Below are 17795 nucleotides of genomic sequence, written 5' to 3'. Positions count from 1 at the left end.
GCTTCATTCCCGCCGCACCGGCCTTGGTTTTATCAGATGCAAAGGTCTGCTGTCGCGCTTGATCCTCCGGCTTGAAGTGCATTTCCTGCAAATTCTTCCTTTCTGTGAAAGAGTAATTGGCAGGAAAAGCCGTCGTATGAAGCTGTACCGACAGCTGTAAACCGCATCCATAAAACCCCAAGGCGGTTCAAACGGGAAAAGAACCGACCAGAGGGAAATAAAAAAACAATTCAAAATTGACATCGACATGGATAAAATAAGATTGGTAGTTTACAACGAATATGCACTGGGCTATATCATGCCCCAACAACCCGACAAGGTTTGCACATTGGCAGACAGGACTACGCTCGGCGCACCGTTCCGGACAATGCTTGAACCCTATTTCATCGGAAAGAACGATACCGTAAGGCTGGCCGGCAGGAAAGACTTCGACACGTTCCGGCTATCGTTCGGGGGGGTACGACAATACGCAAATGTACGAGTATGACACCAACCAACAGGAATAGCAGTAATCAGAAAATCAATGTATAACAAATCAAAATTTATGAATTATGGAAACAATGAACATTCAATCAGTAGCAGAGAAGAACATCGTATCAGTAGTTTTGGCAGATATTCAGCCGAGTAACTATAACCCACGCAAGAATTTTGATGTAGCAAGCCTTGCGGAATTGGCGGAAAGCATCCGTCAGCAGGGCGTCCTCCAGCCTATCGGGGTGCGTCCCATTGCGGAGAACCGCTTTGAAATCATATTCGGGGAACGCAGGTATCGTGCCTCACTCATGGCAGGACTGGAAGAAATTCCGGCAATCGTTCTGAATGTTTCGGACGAGACCGCCGAAGAAATGGCGGTGACGGAAAACCTGCAACGCAAGGATGTAACCCCTATCGAGGAAGCAAACGCCTATCAGAGGCTGATAGAAAGCGGACGGCACGACATTCAGTCTTTGGCCATGCAGTTCGGCAAGAACGAGACCTATATCCGCACCCGACTGAAGTTCGTCTCCCTTATCCCCGAAATAGCAGAATTGTTGGAAAAGGATGAAATCACTATCAGCGTGGCAAGCGAAATTTGCCGATATGGCGAGGACATCCAGAGAGAGGTTTTCGACAAGCACTTGAAAGAGGGTATCATGTTTGGCAGTTGGCGAGGCATGAAAGCGACCGAGGTGGCAAAGAACATCGAGCGCCACTTCACGACAGACCTTGAACGCTACAACTTTGACAAGACCCTTTGCCTGTCATGCCCCCATAATACCAACAACATGACATTGTTCTGTGAGGGAACATGCGGAAAATGCGCCAACAAAGGCTGTCTTGATGAAATGAATGCCGCATTTTTGACGGAAAAGGCAATAGAGACCATTAAGGCTTATCCTGCACTATCTCTAAGCCATGACGCATATTGCTATAATGCGGATGCGGTTAATCGCCTCAAGGAAATGGGCTATGAGGTTGTGGCACTGCAATGCAGATACAAAGACTACCCGACACTTCCCGAAGAGCCTGAAGCCGGAGAATATGATACGGAAGACGAATATAAGGAAGCTAAGGTTGAGTATGAGCAGGATATGAACGATTATATGGAAGAGGGCAAGGAACTTGTACGCAGGGCAGAAGTAGGCGAAATATCGCTCTTCGCACGGATTGGGAACGAAGACATTGTCAAATGTTATGTGGAGAATTCCATGATGAATGCCGTCAGTGGACAACAGGCAGGACAGGAACAGCTTTCCCCGATTGAAAAACTGGACAAGCAGGACAAGCGAAACAAGGAGATTGCCAGGGAAAAGACCGTGGAAGATACCAAAAAACAGATTTTGGAAGTGGATATGACCGAAACCAAGTTCGGGGCTGACGAAGAAAAGATGATTTATTTCTTCCTGCTTTCATCGTTGAGAAAGGAACACTTTGCCGCCGTTGGCATAGAGGGAGAACATTCGCCCTATCTGTCCAACGAGGACAAGACAAATATTGTGGCCAATCTTACCCCAAAGGCAAAAGCCGTCATCCGCAGGGATTTCCTGATTGAGAATTTCAAGAACGCATACGGAAGCAACGCCATAGCCGACATGTTGCTTGAATTTGCAGGAAAACACATGCCGGAAAGACTTGCCGACATCGAGAACGGACATAATGAAGTTTACGAAAAAAGACATCAGCGCATCGAAGAAAAGAAAGCCGTCCTTTTGGTGCAGGAACAGGCCAAACAGGAAGCAGAGCAGACTGAAGCCGATGCGGACAACGAAAAACAACCTCAATCCCAAGAGGTTGCTGCTTGACCATAATTCATAGTTGATTTCAGATGCAGGGCGGAGAAATCCGTCCTGCTTTTCTGTTGAGTGCCGGAGGCAGACCGGCGCCGCCTGACCTTTTTTATACACCTCCCTGTCTTTCGGCAGTCTCCGTCTGCTGAAACAGTACGGACCGGGTTCTGGCTGATTCCTACAGGCCGCACGGGCGGTCTTCCGTCATCGGCCGGCCCGGATAACCTTTATAGCCGGACCTCTTATAATACCCCGGTAGTCTCAACATTTGTTTTCAGCGAAGTTACAGCATCTTTCCGGACAAACGCAAGATCCGGGTGAATTTGGGAAACAATCTCCAATCCTGCGGATAGTATTCTTTCCCAAAATCTTGCACGAAGTCCAGACAGAGCTGTGCACGGGCGAAAAAAATTGTTTCACCTTAAATCTTCGTTATTATGAATACATTTTCTTTCCCTCAGATTTCAGTAAATTACAAGGATGCCGATGCTGCAAAACGTACCTTGGTAAACTCCTCCAGAGTGAGCTACGACATCTTCAAGGAGGCATACGATGAATGTATGCAGCATCATGAGGAATGCTGGGTGATGTTCCTCAATCAAGCCAACAGGCTTCTCGGACTCTCCTGCATATCAAAATGCGGCATCAGCCAGACCGTTGTGGATGTCCGTATCATCCTGCAGACGGCTCTTCTGGCCCATGCCTCGGGCATAATCCTCAGCCACAACCACCCGTCAGGCAACATGGTGGCCAGCTCCAGTGACAATGCCATCACAAGCAAACTCAAGAAAGCCTGCGAAATCCTTGACATCACTCTCCTTGACCATATCATCCTCTCGGATACAGGCTATCTGAGCTACGCGGACGAAGGGATGCTTTGACAGCATCTCTTTTCACGGCAAATCCCGTTATACTGCCGCCCTCATGTGCGCCAGGCGGAGACTGTTATAAAACCTTCATGCACGACGGCAGCCCTGGGCTGCTGTAAGCACTCCGGTCCGGATCTGTGGCTGATGACGGAATCCGGCACGGGCCGTATTCTGCCATCGGCCGCTCCGGGAACCTTTATAGCGGCACCTGTTTTAACGCCGTCCGTCATAAGCCCCCGCCACCACCCTTATCCCTTTCTATTTTCCCTCTTGTATTGACATGAGAGTCATTTCTTCTTTCGTCGTCCTTCCCGTCGCCGCGTGGACTTTACTGGTGCGAATGTAGGCGGTCGAGCCTGTTCCCTCCGTTTTGAAGTGCATTTCCTGCAAATTCTTCCTTTCTCTGAAAGAGTAATTGGCAGGAAAAAACATCGGGAGAGGCTTTGACGACCGTCTATCGATGCACCGTAAATCCCGAAGCGGCTCCTCCGAAAAGGAGGCCGAACAGAGGGAAGAAAAACAAAATCGTTAAATATCAGAATTATGGACAAGGACATCAAAGAAAGCAGAGAGTACCGTCTCGCTAAAGACTGGGAAATGGCAGTCAACAATTACAGTTTCAATCCGGCTCGATTTGCAGCAGCAATACCGACCATGCACCCGACACTGCAGCAAAGCCTGTATAGGTTGATTAAAGAGTGCATCAAGGTTATGGCGGATGACAGCCGCAGGTACGACGAACGCAATATGGCTTCGCACGAGGAAGCGAAATGTATCATGGAGTACCTGAAAGAACACGGGAGAAACATACCATTAAAGTGATAGACCGATGAAAAAGAAAGAGGTGGAATTTGCCGGCAGAACTTATTCTTGCCGTGTGGTGAAATCAAATGAAGGTGAAGAACTCCTTATCGGCTCAACAGGTTTGCTTGACGCACTCCAGCCCGGTAGTTTCGACAGCGAGAACGAGGGCTTTGCGAGTAAGGAGGCTGAGAAATTATACGATGAGATTTTTTTCTTCACCGATGCCGGAAGTCTTGAGCTGCCGGATGACGAGCTGGTTGAGATGCTGAAAGAAGACAACCCGGAATGGTTTGAATAAAATGAATATATAAATCTATTAAAAATCAAGATTATGGATAAAGAGTATGTAATGAGAGTGGCTGCGACAATTCGCGAACAGCTGGTAACGATGACCGACACGCCGGTCCTTATGTCATGGGGCATCGGGGAGTTTATGGCAACAGTATTCAATGACCTGCCGGGACTGAAATTCCATGTAAACGGAAGACTCTTCCAAGGGGAAGTGCTGATCTGTCTGAACGGCTCGGACTATTATGAAGTATATCTCCGGAACGGGACAGACATAGAGTGCCTCAGTGACGAAGTCTGCTTCGATGAACTGGGAGAACTGATAGACCGCCATATTGAAAGCGGAACTGACAAAGAGGAATATGCACGCTTCTGTGAACAGGCAGCCATGTCATTCGGATTTGGCAATTGAGGAAGTACTGTACTTATAGGCTAACCCCGAAGGCTCGCGTCTGAACCTCCGGGGTTATTGCTGTGTTATGGATGTGTTTTGTCCTTGTCTGTATCTTGATTCTCACACCGGTTCCCTTGTTTGTCAATGTAGTACCAGTCATCACTTTCCCAATACCAGTGCTCGCTGCCGGAGCCTGCCACCTCTTTCCGTTCCCCCGAATCGGTGACTTTCGCCTTGCCACCCTCGAATGGATAGCCGAAGGCAAAACGAGGACGGATGACGGTCTTGCCTGTCTCGTCTGCGTAACCGATACGCCCTTTCCGGTCCACTATGCGGTACAGTCCTTCACTTACATAGTCGTCTCCGTTGTCATATTGAAACGCTGCATAATGTCTTGCACTGCCGCAACTGCACAGCAGCAATACGGCACTCAGATAAATGATAATCTTGTTCATGATGCGGGTTGTTTTCATTTGATAATCTGTATTTGTTAATGTCAAGGCAGCAGGAACTGCATGTTGAAACGGCAGAACAGCATCCTTCTTTCCCTGATTATATTCATGTCTTCTTTTCTCCATATTCCATTCAATGATACCAAGTAAAAAGCCAGAAGATTAAACACAAATCAATCAGCCACAGACCAAGCGGCAATAGTAACTGAAGCCAGAAATATTTTTTATCCTTTTTTTTCAGGATATCGGCGGTAATAGGCTTGTTCTCTCGCTTTTGTGAAATATTTCTTTTCTATCCTGGAAAATTGACGGAAATACACCGAAAGATTCTCCCTTCTTTTTTACTCTTCAAAAAGCAGCAGATATTCCACCTTCCTTCTCCGCTCGATGCTCGGAACTACCTTGCCTTTATAGCAGCGGAAGGAAATGTACTCCTTGTAAATATCCCTGTTTCCGGCTTCCAGTTTTTGTATCAGCTTGCTTTTGGGAAAGTCTTTGCTACCTAAAAGCCGGTACGGGCCTACCTGGTAGGCAAGACACGAGAGCAACGTAGAATCACGCCCGAATCTGCTGAACAGACGGCAAAGTTTCATCATGTCCGCTCGCAGGATGGAGTCTCCCTGAGCTTTTGTGATGTCGTTGGTAAAACTCTCTCCGGGAAGAACCTTATGACCCCATCCCACATAGGGCCAATGTTTTTTCTCACCATGCCAACCCTCATAGTATTTCGTGCATCTGATTGCCCTCTCCAGCGGTGGCAGCTTGTATATGGACAGTTGGGCAGTTCCCGTTTCTGTCCCATGCCTTTCCTTCCCATAGACTGTTGCCACTGCAGATACCAGCAGTATGATGACAAACATCCTTACGTGCTTCATTTCGCACCCCGTTTGTTCAACACATCCTTGATCATCTCCTTCACGTCCTGACCCACCTGCACGAAGTTCTTGTACAGGATGCGTTCCCGTTCCTCCCTCGATTTGAAGGTGTAGAATCTCGGCAGCGGCACATACGCGGCTTCCTCTTTCTTTATCTCTCCCATATCGAAGTCCGTCTTGCAGAAAAACTTTGTGGTCTTGAACTCTTCCGACTCCTGAATGTTCATCGAGCCGCCTACGCCGGTCTTGGTTTTCACGAAGTCCCTCGCTGTCTGCCCGCATATCCATCCCGTTGCCATATCGGAAATCTTTGATGCCGGCACCAGACTGTCCATGTTCTCGTTCAGGTTAATGCTGGTCTTGTCACGGTCAATGGTCACGCCCTTCTTCACTTGCACGACCTTACCGAAAATGTCATTCGACAGCCATTCCAGTGTCTCTTTCGAGCGGGCCGAACCGCTGACCACGTTACCCACGGTCGTGATGATCTTCTGCATACCTACCTTGCCGTAGTCGGCCTCCAGCTGCGGCAGCTCCTGGAATCCCAAGGTCACGCTCACCTTGTTGCTTCGGGCAGTTCCTATCAGTCGGTCTATCTTGTGGAAATACAGCGTCGGCAGCTCGTCCACGATGATGCTCACCGGGATGTTCTTCCCTTGGCCTGTATTCACTCGGGTGACAAGACGGTTCAGGATAAGGGCGTTCAGCGCACCGATAATGCTCTCCATCTCCGGGTCGTTGGCGATGAGCAGGTAGCTCGGGTTCTTCGGATCGCTCACCTTCAGGTCAAAGTCATCCCCGTCACGGTGGAATATCCAGTACGATTCCTTGGTCGCCAGACGGGACGTATAGACACGCAGCGTACCGATCATACCTTCCAACTGCTCCATGGCCTTGTTCCTGAAGGCAGTCTGGAACGGCCCGAGCAGCGGTGCCACCTCGTTGTCAGTCTCCAGTACCTCAAAGATGGTCTGATAACTTTCGTTCAGGAACGATAATATGTGCGGCATGTCCGAATACTTTCCCAGCCAGTAGGCCGGCTCCACGATGTTGCCGCCCTCTTTGTCACGCACGACTCCGGTCGGCTTCCAGAATTTGGTTTCCGGGTCCTGACGTTTCTCCGCATACAGCATGTTTCCGTCCTTGTCATACGGCTCCCGTTCGTAATTGACAAAGAAATAGATGCAGGCAGCAAGGAAGTTCACAGCGGATGTCTGGAAAAACTGGTCGCTTCCGCCGCCACCTTCCTTCTTGCCCTTCTGCAATGACTCGAGCAGGGTTTCCGCCGTCTCACTGGCTGCCGCCAGGTTGTTGATGTATTTTGCCTGAATAGGATTGACACGACGGCTGTATTCCACGTCCACGAAGTTGATCATGTTGAACTTGCACCCCTTGGGAACTCTTCCAAGTTTCTCGTTCAGCTTGTAATGGTAGTAAAGCTTCGTGGCAAGTGTCGGGAATTTATAGTCATATACAACCATGGCAAACCCCTTGGCACTGTGCTGACGGATGAACGGTTCAATGATACTGAATGTTTTACCCGAGCCGGGAGTTCCCACGACCCACGTCCCGCGGAAAGGGTTGCTGATACTGACCCATCCCTTGCGGAACTTCCCCTTGTAATAGTAGCGCATCGGGATATTCACGCTGTATTTGTTCTCCTGAATCTCTTCGCTCTGCTCGAAACTCTCGTTCTCGAAGTTGAAGCGGTCCTTCATCAGGCCCTCCTTGATGAACTTGGAGATATTGTCCAGGGCTATATGTACCAGTATCACTCCCACGAGCGAAGCCGCCATGTATAGGATACGGTTCAGCGGCAGCGTATAGAGCCGCATTTCCATCGGATGTCCGAACAGCCATACGGACAGGACAAGCAGAAGCAGTCCGCCGGTCAGGGGAAAAATCACCTGCTTGCGGGCGTTGAACTCCAGATGCTTCTTGTTCCTCGTACCGATACAGGTGATGCAGATCAGCAGTATCGTGGCTATCTTGCTGTACACGAGATGGCCGTCCTGATAGATCGTCCATCGCTTGATACGTCCGTGGATGTCAGTCAGTATGCCGCCCCACTGGTCGAATACTGCCGGGTCAATGGCATACTCGAAGAACTCCAGCAGAACCGACACATAGACGACTGCACGGAATATCTTGTAGAATCCTTGTAACTCTTTGCTTTCTTCCATTTTTTATAGCTTTTTTATTGGGTTGTGGTTCTGATCGCCTCGGATATTGTTGGACTTGATTATTTTGATTCAGACGAAAATAAATGTCATGTTTTTGCAGTAAAAAACAAGACTTTTCTTATATTTGCATCCGGAACAAAACGATTCGATTATGGTGATTACTAAACAGGTACAGGAAATACTGGACGCCACGCCTCCGGGCAAGGTGCTTACCATTGCCGATTTCAATGTGCTGCCGGAGTACCAGCCTGCGTTGGTCAAGGCACTCAGCCGTCTGGTGGCAGAAGGCTCTATCTGCAAGATTGCCAAAGGACGGTACTACAAGCCTAAACAGACGGTGTTCGGCACATTGAAGCCTCCGGTGGCAGAGGTGGTCAAGGACCTTCTGGAACGTAACGGCAAGCCAATCGGCTATATGACCGGTACGGCAGCATTTGCGCAGTTGGGGTTGACGACACAGATCACATCGGCCATTACGATAGGCACGAACAAATACCGCCGGCCTATGAAACGGGGCGAATACAGCGTGTCCTTCCTTGTACAGCCTAATGCAATCACACGGGAGAACATTCCTCTGCTGCTGATCCTTGACGCGCTCAAATTGCTCCGTGAGATTCCGGCAACATCACCTGACGATTGTGTGCGGGGCGTTGCTCGGCTGATAGCCGCTCTGTCCGAAGGCGATCTGGAGAAACTGGCGGACCTGGCCGAAAATTACCAGCCGTATGTCCGGGCATTGCTGGGTGCCATTCTGGACAGTCTTGGAGCTGACACCCGACAATTGCGTGCGACACTCAATGGGGTCACGACCTACAAACTTCCTGTCACCGCACAGGCTTTACCCACCAAATTAAAATGGAACATCGTATGAGACTACACGAGAATCAGCAACTGTTTGCCGATGCCATAGAAGCGGCTGCACGTCCGGTACAGGACGGCGGACTCGGCATCAAGAGTATCTTTATCGAGAAAGACTATTGGATCTGTCGTTCGCTGTCGCTTATGGCTACCGGAGACAAGGATAATCGTGCCATTTTCAAGGGCGGAACTTCCCTGACCAAGGCCTACGGCATCGGGGCACGTTTCTCCGAGGACATTGACGTGGCCATCGCCGAAGCATGGACACTGAGCGGAAACCAGCTAAAGAACCTCATACGCCGTACATCGAAGAATATGACAGCCGGACTGGAGGAACTGGTCATCCCCGGCATGACAAGCAAGGGATCGCATTACCACAAGGCGTTTTACACCTATCCACGGGCCATAGATACGGAACAGGTCGGAGCAATCCGGGCTGGGCAACTCCTGGTAGAAATCAACAGTTTTGCCAATCCATATCCTTTCGAGCGGCGTTCTCTCTGCAGTTTCCTGACAGAGTTCCTGCAGGCTACCGGCAACAACCGTATGATAGAGGAATACGGGATGCAGCCGTTCGAGGTCAATGTGCTTGACCGTCGCCGCACGCTGACCGAGAAATTGGTGTCACTCATCCGATGCTCGCTGGCCAATCTGTATATGCCGCAGTTGACGGCCAAAATCCGTCATTTCTACGATCTGCATCATCTGCTGAAAGATGAAGAGTGCCTCACGTATCTTCATAGCGATGCTTTCCCCGAAGATTTCAGGTCACTGCTCGAACACGACCGGCAGAGCTTTGACAAGCCCGAAGGCTGGCGTGACCGGCGACTGGAGGAGTCCCCGTTGATGACAGATCTGCCGCAGGTTTGGGGCAACTTGCAGACAGTTTACATGGGTGAACTCCCGGATTTGGCATATCGTGCCATTCCGGCCCCCTCGGATGTCGAGGAAAGCATACGTCGCTTGATGGCATTACTGCGTGAATTCGGCTCTGGTTTGTAATCGTATGTTGTCCAACAATGTCAAAGAACGCAATCGTATATCTCTGGTTTACCGGTTGATGGTTATAATCGGGCGTACCTTGTGCGCCTGTGTCTTGGGTGTTTCCTGTATGGCTCCGCTGCCCATCGAGTAAAGCCAGGCTTTTGCCGTTTCCTGTTCGGCCACTTCCGTGGATGTCCAGTACCAGCAGTCGCCGTCGGTCAGGGGCAACGGATCGCCCCCGCACTGTTCGATGACAGGATTTACCGTTTCCCGGATAGTATATAGCAGACGCATCTGTGCCACCGACGGAACGTATGCGCTCTGCCCGTAACACCAGAGGTCAAAGACCGCTTCCGCCATCGGCGAAGCCGTTTCCTTCGTTTCATATAGAGCGAATGTATTGGCATTGCCGTCATGTGCCGCGAGGTCCGCAGATGTGCCTTGGGCAATACCGAGGCTGTCGGCAAATGCCTGCGGGGTGATGTCCCACAGGTAAACCGCGTAGCCGTTTCCTTCCGCACCCTCATGCTGCCGGGTGTCGAACACGACGGCCACAGCCTTTTTCCCGGATTGCTGGTATTCCGTGTAGGACAAGGCCGTTCCGTCCTCGCACAGGACATGTCCCGGGCGGACAGCCGTGTCCGGTACGTCTATATGCGCGTCACAACCTGTCACGGCGACTGCTGCGACAAGTACCGGTACGAACCGGCTCACCTTTCTGAAAATGTTCTGTTTCATCTTTTCCCTTATTTTATCGGTAGTTTCACACCAAGGGCTACACCTACCCGAAGCAGATCCGCGCCCTTTATCATCAAATCACTCTTCGCCTGCCAGTACAGCGTCCATCCGGACCGCAGCACGTAATTGTGCTCGTAACCGAAATGCAGGCCGCCCAGGAACTTCTTCGTGTCGCTTCCTGCCGAAGCTCCTATACGCAGGTTGCCGTAATGATTGCGGCCCCGTACCACGCAAGGCTTGTATGCCACGCCAAAGCCATAGGTGCGGTAGTTGCGCCAGAAGGATTCCGGACAGATATGGCCGCACGGGCCGCATTCGGCCCACTGCAGGTAGCCGTTGGCAAAGAACTCCCACGCGTGCCGGTAGTTCATTTCATGTTCGTATGAAAACGTCACGTCCATACCGTTCCTGTAAAGCAGCCCGACCCCCAGTGAAAGACGGCCGCTGTTGCGTTGTGCGTTCGCGCTGAAGGCAAGGCACATGCAGGCAAACATCAGAATCAGAGTCTTTCTCATAATCATTCCTCCTCCAGCAGGTCAGCGTTAAACGAATCGGCAGACAACACATCCTCATAATCGATGTTCAGGCTGATATTGCGGCCGCTGATTTGCTTTTCCGTCATTTCGACAGTCAGCAGCTTGTCGTTCGGGAAGGTCATCTTCTTGATGACAAGCACATTCCTGTAGCCATGTCGGAATGTCTTTCCCGGTTCCAGTATCATCGCCGGAGTAAGCTCGATAGTCTGGGCGTTGGTGGCCTTGGCGAGTTTCTTGTCAACGAGCTTTACCCTGATCTCATCGATGTCGAAACGGATGTTCGTCTTGTTCTCTATGGAAAAGTCTATGAAGAAGTAGTCCCCGACAGAGTATATGTTGTTCAGGCGCATCACCATACGGTGTGCCTTGGTGGCCACATTCCTGATTCTCGCCGGAGAGTTCCAGATCCGTCTGGCAAAGCGCGTCATCTCGGCGGTTGACATCGATACTGCCGGATTGTTGTAGGCGTTGCGCTCGTGAGGGAGTATCTCCTTGTCCGTTACGGCTTCCTTAAGCCGTGTGGTGTAAACCAGCGCGTATTGCGTGCGGTAGCGTTCCGTGATGACGGTCACGATGGCAATCACCTCGCCGTCCTCGTGCCCGGCTTCTTTGGGTTTCAGCCGTACAATGTTGTCCAAAGGCTGGTCGCCAACCACCTTGTCGGTGGAAATGTCCACCATGCGTACCGGCTCCGATGCCGTGATGACGGTCGTCACCTGTTCGTTGACCGTCAGTTGTTCCATTTCCTCGTAGGTCGTCTGCGCCTGTGCATTCCGCGTTCCCAGCAGTCCGGCTGTCAGAAGAAATACCGTTCCGATTTTCTTGAGATTCATATTCATGTCGTTGATTGTTTATATTCCATTTGTTTTTCTTTTACCCTTATGTCGTCGTATGTATTCGCTCCAGTTCTTCCCGGATACGGAGTTCGGCGATGTCGCAGTACTCCTTCACGGTCTCGAATCCGATATAGTGCCGTCCCGAACGGATTGCGGCAATGGCAGTCGTTCCGGACCCGATGCAGTTGTCCAGCACGGTGTCCCCCTCGTCGGTGTAGGTGCGTATCAGGTACTCGACCAGTGCCACAGGCTTCTGGGTCGGATGATAGAATGCCCCTGTCTTGTGTTCTTTCGGGATGAAAATGACCGATGTCGGATATTTGTTGTCCGCCATGCGTACCGGTACCAGCTTCATCTCCCCGTAGCACCGGTTCGTGAAACTGCCTTCCGTCATGCTGCGTCCATGGTTTCTCCTTTCGGGAGGGCACGGTGTCATCTGCGGATGATACACGGGCTGCTTCATGTAGAACACCAGAATGTCCTCATGCTGGCGCAACGGCATCCGGTTGGCATTGAGATGGCCCGTAACACGGTCCTTCTGCCATACGAGGTTATAACGCCAGATTCCCGGTTGGGAAAGCATGAGATGCGCGGAGAATATTCCCTGGGCGAACAGGATTATCGGACTGTCCGGCTTGATAATCCTACGGTACTGCTCCCACAGCGGACCGAGGGGTATCTGCCTGTCCCAACATGCTGACCGGTTGCCGCGGTTCAATACACCGTAAGGCAGGTCGGCGATGATGGCATCGACGCTTCCCTCCGGCATACGGCTCATGCCTTCCAGGCAGTCCATGTTGTATATCTTGTCCGTCTCTATCATATCGCGTTGTTTTTCGGCCCTCCAAGCTGCAGGGCACTCGCCCAAGTACAACGTCCCTTCCGGTTTTCCCGGACCTCACACTCCCAGAAGGTATTCATCTCCGCGTGCTTGAAATTGACCGCCCCGTCTCCCGGCCCGTAAAAGCCGGTGTATTTCTGGAAGGCGAACAAGGCGATTTTCCGCCCGTCCTCTGCCAGAAAGTTGCATATTAGGGCGAAGCGTCCACCTTTCTGCCACCATTGGGTACTCACGAGTTGCCCGACGAATGTTTCGGCCTTGTCGGGAGCGAGGAAGTCATCGTAGTAAAAGCCGTCCGTTCCCTCATGTAGTTTTGAAATATCTGTTTCCATTGTCTCGAACCTTTTTATTTCCTTTTTTCCTGACCATTGACCAGATAGACGAAAGTCCCGTATTTCAGCTTGACCTTGTTTTTCTTGATGGCCTTGCTGATGGCGTTGCTCGTCTTCTGGTAAGCGTTGTTCACCGCCTGCATTCCCCATTGGGCGAGGCTGTTCCCTGTAGTTCCGGTACTCATGCTCATGTTGCCCGACATGGCACTGCTGGCCACATCCTTGCTCGTTTCCCGGAACTGGCTGTTCGGTACATACAGGCCCTCCATACCGTCCGTGTCATAAAGCGCGAGACTGACCTTCACAAGCTCGTCGTCCACAAGGATGCTGTTGATGTTTCCCTTGACACGTCCGGACGAGAAGCCGCTTACCGTGGCGTACAGGTACGTACCCCGTTTCACTACGCACTCGTCTATTTCCACGTCATCCAGCAGGCGCAGCCTGATGCGCGAGCCGTCCACAGCCTTGATGTCCTCGTCTATGATGGCCTGGATCAGCTTCGGTTCACGGGCATCCTTCGCCAGCGTGTTGAAATAGTCCGAGGTGGTCTTCACCTTGCGGACTACCGCGCTGGGCGGTTCGTCTGCCGACGGTGCTTGCACCGGACGTTTCTCCTCGTCGATGGTGCCGGCCTCCGGTACATTCTGCGGCGGAACGGTGTCCGTGGTATCCGCCTCTTCAGGGGGCATCACCATGTTCTGTCCTTTCAGCCGTGCTTCGGCAAGGGCCTTTTCCAACTCCGCGAGTGCTTCCTGTTCACGCTCTTTGGCGGCGGCAATTTCCGCTGCCGCTGCTTTTTCCTGCTGTTGCTCATCGAGCAGGGCGATGTCATCCTGCGTGTATTGTGATTCATATTCTTCCTTGTTTTCATCAGGTTCGTCTCTTTCTATGTTGCCGACCGCCGAGTAGTCCTGTATCTTGCCCCACGATTTCTCCATGTTCTCGTATTTGCTGCCAATGCCGTCATCCTTGATCTGCGCTTCCGGCAGTTCCGGATTCAGGAATTCCGTTGTCTGCAGCGTCTTGTCCGGTATATCCGCCGTTTCAGTATGAAACAGGTCGAATATGAAGTAGGACGCACCGAGCAGAGGGATATAAAGAATGGCAGGGAGCATGTACTTCGGCTGTCTGAAATTGATTTTCTCAAATATCTTTTTCATGGCAAGTCTGTTTTGCTACGGTTTGTATTTCCTGTCCCGGTTTCCCTCAGTTCCTCTTCCTGCAACATCCTGTGCCGCTCCCTCAATACCGAATCCTGCATCTCTGTCGCTGTCCTCTCCGCCGGCTGGTGACGATATACCACTGTTATACGGTAGATGTTCCATGCCAGCCCGCCCAGCACGAAAGCGAACACGATGACCAGAAAAAGAGTACGGTGCACGTTGGCAAAGCCCTGCACCTTGGCTGCCGCCTTGTCTATACGGGTCGCCTTGGCAAACTTGCGTCCGGCTTCCACATCACGCTCATAGCGTTCCTTGTACTTCGGATCATTCCTGTCAGGCATCTTTTCGCCCAGCAGCATCCGTCTGAATCCCTTGATGTTCATATCCTTGATTGTTTAATAGTTGCTCTTGCTTTTCTGTTCTATATCCTTGTTAAGGAGAGTGCGCCAGTTCACTATCAGCAGACCGTGAGGGTTGTTCTCCGTTCTCGGTACACGCTTGAGCTGACCGGCTGTCACCAGCTCACGCATCAGGATGTTGCTTCTGCGTTCGATTCGCTGGCGGCCGTAATAGGTGAACTCCATGGTGCTCTTGTCAAAGCGGATGCTGTCACAATAAATCGAGAACACGGCACTCGTGCCGAGGATGTTGGAGTAAAAACCTTTCTCCTTAAGAGTGTTATATTGCGCCAGACCTGTTTCGTCCACCAGATACATCGCCTTTTCCATCGTGTATTTGATGTATTTATCATCAGGCGGCAAGGTGAAGAAATAGTGGTGGAACATCTCCACATGGCTTTTGGCTTCCACATCGAGCGTTTCCTCCATTGTGGTGCGGTTGACAAGAATGGGCACGTTGCCGTCCAGCACGTACACCTTTTTCTGTGCATCCGACACCATTGTCCTGGCTGTCCAGATGCTCGATACGCTGATGATGACACATCCCACGAGAAAAGCCGTGCAGATAATGCCCACCAGCCGTATCTTGTTTTCCAGATGCTTGATAATCATATCGGTTTATTGTCTTATTCTATTCAACTTCATTACATATTCATTGTGCAGCATCGGTATGATTGCTCCGTATGACTCCTTTTGGAGTTTCTCAAACTCCTTGGTGGTGATTTCCGTATAAAGTCTCAGTATGACTATCTGCACAAACACCCACCAGATGCCACGCCTGCGTTTCGATCTGTTTTTCTGCAACTTGGCGAGTTGCAGGCGATAGGTCAGATAAGTCGTCAGTGGGACGAAATACCGATCATCCAGGTCAAAGGCATCGTCCAGTTCCTTGTACTTCTGGTCGGGACGTTGTTCCGATACATGACGGATTTCTTCTTGTACGCGCATATTCACATAGTTCACGAACCGTCTGTCTTGATACCATTCTTTGATTTGTTCTTGTACGTTCATACTTTTTTATTTTTAAGGATTGTTGTTTATATGTTTTTTATCTTATCTCATGATTGCCCCGATACCGCCTGTCGCTGTCATCTTGGCCTGCTGTGCCACGCCTTCTCCAAAATTTCTCGTACTGAAGGCCGTGTCGCCCTCCGGTATCATCCACGCCGCAAGGTCAGGTACAAGGTTCAGACATTTCAAGGCTACAATGCTTGCCGCCATCAGATAACCGGCGGAGAAGAAACTGTTCTGCAGGTAGGCCGCCATTGTCTGCTCGCTGGCCGTGATTGCGGTCAGGTTTTCCACCTGGATGCACAGCACGATGTCGAAAAGGAGCAATACATAGAAGCCCACGAAGTAGAGCATGGCCCCGTAGAAATGTACCGTCAGGTAACGTGTCAGCCATTTTGCCCAGGAACCTTCCCATTTCGGCAGCAGAGAGAACGCCCATTGCAACGGGCCGAATATCGTCAGCATACCGAGCAATATCTGCTGGCAGTAGATCGTCGCCCACCAGCCTATGCGGAACACGACAAGGGCAATCAGCATGATGATTTTGTCTATTCCCACGACGACACCGGCCGTCAAGGAGGTGAACCACAGTTCCGCCGCATCCTTTTCCATGCTGGTCACTTCATCCACACCGGTCTGTTCCATGGTCGCCTCGATAAGGTTGGGGTCTGATGTTCCCGTGTGGGCGACATCCGCCTGTGCCTGCAGGCTGTGGTACATCGTGTCCCTTACGTGGATGAGCTGCTGCACTTCCTCGAACTTGTCCGCTATCTGTGTGGCTTCCGCCTCGTACAGGTCATGCGTGTACGAACCGATGCAGTTCGGGATGTAGGATAGGAAGTCCAGAAAACACCAGTTGCTTCCGCTGCCGGCCATACCCGTGTCTGCAGGCGGATACCACCAGCAGAGAACGATGGAAACAGCCAGCGGTCTGAACAGCTTCATCACATCCAGCGGCTCATGCTTCACCATCATCTTGTAGGCCATACCTGCCGCCATGACAAGCGAGAACAAGGCGGCCAGAGCCATGCACATCTGCAGTATCCACCAGAACGGCCCCTGCGAACCCGTAAACGTCGCGTCCGTGAGGAACTCGTTCGTTTGAAAAATCACATCGTCAATCTCCTCCTCAAGAAGATTGATACCGAAATCAGTGAGTATATTTCCGTCTGCCATTTGCCGTCTGTCTTTTTAGTTTCACCTGTTTACACTCTCTTCACCGTCACCTCCGGAACTGCCGCCCGACTGTGAGCCACGCACCGCGAGACGCGATTCGTTCCAGCGGCTCATGGCTTCCCTGATGACGCTGCCTTTGTCCAAGGTACGGTCCGAGGTCGCGTTCAGCAGGTTGCTCGTCAGGGTGGCATTCTGCCGTTTGGCGAGATAGCTGACAAGAATCTCATTCTGCTGCACCACGTCTTCGTAGATTCGCAGATACTCTTTCTTCCGCTGCGCATTGGGCATATAGGCATCCCTGGTAGCATCAATGGCGCACTGGAAAACATGGTAGTATTCCGTCCAGCGTTCCCTGTCCTCCGGGGTGCCCCCGGCAGGAAGGATACGGTCGATGTTACGCTTCATCCTTTCCATCTGGCCGTTGATCTTGTCACCTTCGGCAAGCCAGGCGATATCAGCCTGTCGGTCTGCCACGTTCAGGGCCTCTATTTTCGCGCGGCTCACCAATGCCGAATCGATGGATTCGGCTTCGTCCGTCTGGTTATAGAGGTTGATGCCGGCTGTCGTGCGGAACCCCAGTTTGTTCTTTGCCGCTGCCGATTTCTTGTATTTGTTGTGTAATGCCCAGTAGTACAGTTCCGGCGTGAGGGAGCCCGCACCGGTTTCCATGACCGTAATCTGGTTCTGCTTCGGCGAGTCGTGGTTATAGGTCACATACTGCGCCTGTGCCGTTGCTGTTGCAATGATCGCAACCGTCATGAGCATGAGTTTTCTGTTCATCTTTTTTCCC

General features: G+C 51.2%; 21 protein-coding genes and 1 pseudogene. 8 read left to right on the top strand and 14 right to left on the bottom strand.

Going from position 1 to position 17795, the window contains the following annotated elements; genetic code table 11:
* Positions 1 to 247 precede the first annotated feature (247 nt).
* From C233_RS22235 to C233_RS0103185, 6 genes and pseudogenes are all read left to right on the top strand, one after another.
* Positions 248 to 506 (top strand): annotated as a pseudogene (locus C233_RS22235) (hypothetical protein).
* Positions 507 to 551: 45 nt separating this feature from the next.
* On the top strand, positions 552 to 2282 hold the full coding sequence (locus C233_RS0103215) for a ParB/RepB/Spo0J family partition protein (RefSeq protein ID WP_005807126.1): 1731 nt from the start codon (positions 552 to 554) through the stop codon (positions 2280 to 2282).
* A 422-nt stretch (positions 2283 to 2704) separates the two neighbouring features.
* Positions 2705 to 3148 (top strand): JAB domain-containing protein, encoded by a 444-nt coding sequence (locus C233_RS0103210; protein ID WP_005807125.1) that lies wholly within the window; start codon positions 2705 to 2707, stop codon positions 3146 to 3148.
* 531 nt (positions 3149 to 3679) lie between these two features.
* Positions 3680 to 3958: an RNA-binding protein gene (locus tag C233_RS0103195; RefSeq protein WP_005807124.1), complete on the top strand. Its 279-nt coding sequence runs from the start codon at positions 3680 to 3682 to the stop codon at positions 3956 to 3958.
* Positions 3959 to 3965: 7 nt separating this feature from the next.
* The gene (locus tag C233_RS0103190; RefSeq protein WP_005807122.1) at positions 3966 to 4238 is read left to right on the top strand and encodes a hypothetical protein; all 273 of its coding nucleotides are present in this window, start codon (positions 3966 to 3968) and stop codon (positions 4236 to 4238) included.
* A 33-nt stretch (positions 4239 to 4271) separates the two neighbouring features.
* On the top strand, positions 4272 to 4640 hold the full coding sequence (locus C233_RS0103185; protein WP_005807120.1) for a hypothetical protein: 369 nt from the start codon (positions 4272 to 4274) through the stop codon (positions 4638 to 4640).
* A gap of 65 nt (positions 4641 to 4705) precedes the next feature.
* Here the strand turns inward: C233_RS0103185 and C233_RS0103180 are convergent, their stop codons facing one another.
* The 3 genes from C233_RS0103180 to C233_RS0103170 form a co-directional block, all read right to left on the bottom strand.
* Complete coding sequence (locus C233_RS0103180) at positions 4706 to 5095, bottom strand: WG repeat-containing protein (protein WP_018666016.1); 390 nt, start codon at positions 5093 to 5095, stop codon at positions 4706 to 4708.
* 320 nt (positions 5096 to 5415) lie between these two features.
* Entirely contained in the window at positions 5416 to 5949 is a 534-nt protein-coding gene (locus C233_RS0103175; protein WP_005807116.1) for a glycoside hydrolase family protein, read from the bottom strand.
* Positions 5946 to 8132: a type IV secretory system conjugative DNA transfer family protein gene (locus C233_RS0103170; RefSeq protein ID WP_005807115.1), complete on the bottom strand. Its 2187-nt coding sequence runs from the start codon at positions 8130 to 8132 to the stop codon at positions 5946 to 5948. The genes C233_RS0103175 and C233_RS0103170 overlap by 4 nt, the downstream gene beginning before the upstream one ends.
* A 151-nt stretch (positions 8133 to 8283) precedes the next feature.
* Between C233_RS0103170 and C233_RS0103165 the strand changes: the two genes are divergently transcribed.
* Together C233_RS0103165 and C233_RS0103160 are read left to right on the top strand one after the other, a co-directional pair.
* The gene (locus C233_RS0103165; RefSeq protein ID WP_005816027.1) at positions 8284 to 9003 is read left to right on the top strand and encodes a DUF6088 family protein; all 720 of its coding nucleotides are present in this window, start codon (positions 8284 to 8286) and stop codon (positions 9001 to 9003) included.
* Positions 9000 to 9992, top strand: a complete 993-nt coding sequence (locus C233_RS0103160) for a nucleotidyl transferase AbiEii/AbiGii toxin family protein (RefSeq protein ID WP_005807111.1) — start codon at positions 9000 to 9002, stop codon at positions 9990 to 9992. The genes C233_RS0103165 and C233_RS0103160 overlap by 4 nt, the downstream gene beginning before the upstream one ends.
* A gap of 48 nt (positions 9993 to 10040) precedes the next feature.
* Here C233_RS0103160 and C233_RS0103155 read toward each other — a convergent pair whose 3' ends face one another.
* Genes C233_RS0103155 through C233_RS0103105 form a run of 11 tightly spaced genes read right to left on the bottom strand, consistent with a single transcriptional unit; the run spans position 10041 to position 17785 of the window.
* Positions 10041 to 10712, bottom strand: coding sequence for an Lcl C-terminal domain-containing protein (locus C233_RS0103155; RefSeq protein WP_005807109.1), 672 nt, complete (start codon positions 10710 to 10712; stop codon positions 10041 to 10043).
* An 8-nt stretch (positions 10713 to 10720) separates the two neighbouring features.
* Positions 10721 to 11233, bottom strand: a complete 513-nt coding sequence (locus C233_RS0103150; RefSeq protein WP_005807106.1) for a hypothetical protein — start codon at positions 11231 to 11233, stop codon at positions 10721 to 10723.
* The gene (traN, locus tag C233_RS0103145) at positions 11230 to 12081 is read right to left on the bottom strand and encodes a conjugative transposon protein TraN (RefSeq protein WP_032534606.1); all 852 of its coding nucleotides are present in this window, start codon (positions 12079 to 12081) and stop codon (positions 11230 to 11232) included. Before traN ends, C233_RS0103150 begins: the two co-directional genes overlap by 4 nt.
* A 46-nt stretch (positions 12082 to 12127) precedes the next feature.
* On the bottom strand, positions 12128 to 12907 hold the full coding sequence (locus tag C233_RS0103140; protein ID WP_005807102.1) for a DNA-methyltransferase: 780 nt from the start codon (positions 12905 to 12907) through the stop codon (positions 12128 to 12130).
* Positions 12904 to 13257 (bottom strand): hypothetical protein, encoded by a 354-nt coding sequence (locus C233_RS0103135; protein ID WP_005807100.1) that lies wholly within the window; start codon positions 13255 to 13257, stop codon positions 12904 to 12906. Before C233_RS0103135 ends, C233_RS0103140 begins: the two co-directional genes overlap by 4 nt.
* A gap of 14 nt (positions 13258 to 13271) precedes the next feature.
* Positions 13272 to 14417: a conjugative transposon protein TraM gene (traM, locus tag C233_RS0103130; RefSeq protein ID WP_005807097.1), complete on the bottom strand. Its 1146-nt coding sequence runs from the start codon at positions 14415 to 14417 to the stop codon at positions 13272 to 13274.
* Positions 14414 to 14803, bottom strand: a complete 390-nt coding sequence (locus C233_RS0103125) for a hypothetical protein (RefSeq protein WP_005807095.1) — start codon at positions 14801 to 14803, stop codon at positions 14414 to 14416. The genes traM and C233_RS0103125 overlap by 4 nt, the downstream gene beginning before the upstream one ends.
* Before the next feature lie 12 nt (positions 14804 to 14815).
* The gene (gene traK / locus C233_RS0103120; RefSeq protein WP_005807093.1) at positions 14816 to 15430 is read right to left on the bottom strand and encodes a conjugative transposon protein TraK; all 615 of its coding nucleotides are present in this window, start codon (positions 15428 to 15430) and stop codon (positions 14816 to 14818) included.
* Positions 15431 to 15436: 6 nt separating this feature from the next.
* On the bottom strand, positions 15437 to 15829 hold the full coding sequence (locus C233_RS0103115) for a hypothetical protein (RefSeq protein ID WP_005807091.1): 393 nt from the start codon (positions 15827 to 15829) through the stop codon (positions 15437 to 15439).
* 42 nt (positions 15830 to 15871) lie between these two features.
* Positions 15872 to 17005 (bottom strand): hypothetical protein, encoded by a 1134-nt coding sequence (locus tag C233_RS0103110; protein WP_005807089.1) that lies wholly within the window; start codon positions 17003 to 17005, stop codon positions 15872 to 15874.
* Positions 17006 to 17026: 21 nt separating this feature from the next.
* Positions 17027 to 17785, bottom strand: a complete 759-nt coding sequence (locus C233_RS0103105; protein WP_005807087.1) for a DUF5045 domain-containing protein — start codon at positions 17783 to 17785, stop codon at positions 17027 to 17029.
* Positions 17786 to 17795 lie beyond the last annotated feature (10 nt).

The organism is Bacteroides gallinarum DSM 18171 = JCM 13658 (genome assembly GCF_000374365.1).
GTDB classification, from domain to species: domain Bacteria; phylum Bacteroidota; class Bacteroidia; order Bacteroidales; family Bacteroidaceae; genus Bacteroides; species Bacteroides gallinarum.
The sequence above is the reverse complement of the archived record's forward strand: the minus strand, read 5'-3'. Positions and strand labels throughout refer to the sequence as shown.

Bases quoted from the DNA above. Each gene is read 5' to 3' on its own strand.
- C233_RS0103105 (WP_005807087.1), bottom strand. From the start codon at position 17,785: ATGAACAGAAAACTCATGCTCATGACGGTTGCGATCATTGCAACAGCA.
- traM (WP_005807097.1), bottom strand. From the start codon at position 14,417: ATGAAAAAGATATTTGAGAAAATCAATTTCAGACAGCCGAAGTACATG.
- traK (WP_005807093.1), bottom strand. From the start codon at position 15,430: ATGATTATCAAGCATCTGGAAAACAAGATACGGCTGGTGGGCATTATC.
- C233_RS0103210 (WP_005807125.1), top strand. From the start codon at position 2,705: ATGAATACATTTTCTTTCCCTCAGATTTCAGTAAATTACAAGGATGCC.
- C233_RS0103125 (WP_005807095.1), bottom strand. From the start codon at position 14,803: ATGAACATCAAGGGATTCAGACGGATGCTGCTGGGCGAAAAGATGCCT.
- C233_RS0103165 (WP_005816027.1), top strand. From the start codon at position 8,284: ATGGTGATTACTAAACAGGTACAGGAAATACTGGACGCCACGCCTCCG.
- C233_RS0103140 (WP_005807102.1), bottom strand. From the start codon at position 12,907: ATGATAGAGACGGACAAGATATACAACATGGACTGCCTGGAAGGCATG.
- C233_RS0103155 (WP_005807109.1), bottom strand. From the start codon at position 10,712: ATGAAACAGAACATTTTCAGAAAGGTGAGCCGGTTCGTACCGGTACTT.
- C233_RS0103215 (WP_005807126.1), top strand. From the start codon at position 552: ATGGAAACAATGAACATTCAATCAGTAGCAGAGAAGAACATCGTATCA.
- C233_RS0103135 (WP_005807100.1), bottom strand. From the start codon at position 13,257: ATGGAAACAGATATTTCAAAACTACATGAGGGAACGGACGGCTTTTAC.
- C233_RS0103170 (WP_005807115.1), bottom strand. From the start codon at position 8,132: ATGGAAGAAAGCAAAGAGTTACAAGGATTCTACAAGATATTCCGTGCA.
- C233_RS0103160 (WP_005807111.1), top strand. From the start codon at position 9,000: ATGAGACTACACGAGAATCAGCAACTGTTTGCCGATGCCATAGAAGCG.
- C233_RS0103190 (WP_005807122.1), top strand. From the start codon at position 3,966: ATGAAAAAGAAAGAGGTGGAATTTGCCGGCAGAACTTATTCTTGCCGT.
- C233_RS0103185 (WP_005807120.1), top strand. From the start codon at position 4,272: ATGGATAAAGAGTATGTAATGAGAGTGGCTGCGACAATTCGCGAACAG.
- C233_RS0103180 (WP_018666016.1), bottom strand. From the start codon at position 5,095: ATGAAAACAACCCGCATCATGAACAAGATTATCATTTATCTGAGTGCC.
- C233_RS0103175 (WP_005807116.1), bottom strand. From the start codon at position 5,949: ATGAAGCACGTAAGGATGTTTGTCATCATACTGCTGGTATCTGCAGTG.
- C233_RS0103195 (WP_005807124.1), top strand. From the start codon at position 3,680: ATGGACAAGGACATCAAAGAAAGCAGAGAGTACCGTCTCGCTAAAGAC.
- C233_RS0103150 (WP_005807106.1), bottom strand. From the start codon at position 11,233: ATGATTATGAGAAAGACTCTGATTCTGATGTTTGCCTGCATGTGCCTT.
- C233_RS0103115 (WP_005807091.1), bottom strand. From the start codon at position 15,829: ATGAACGTACAAGAACAAATCAAAGAATGGTATCAAGACAGACGGTTC.
- traN (WP_032534606.1), bottom strand. From the start codon at position 12,081: ATGAATCTCAAGAAAATCGGAACGGTATTTCTTCTGACAGCCGGACTG.
- C233_RS0103110 (WP_005807089.1), bottom strand. From the start codon at position 17,005: ATGGCAGACGGAAATATACTCACTGATTTCGGTATCAATCTTCTTGAG.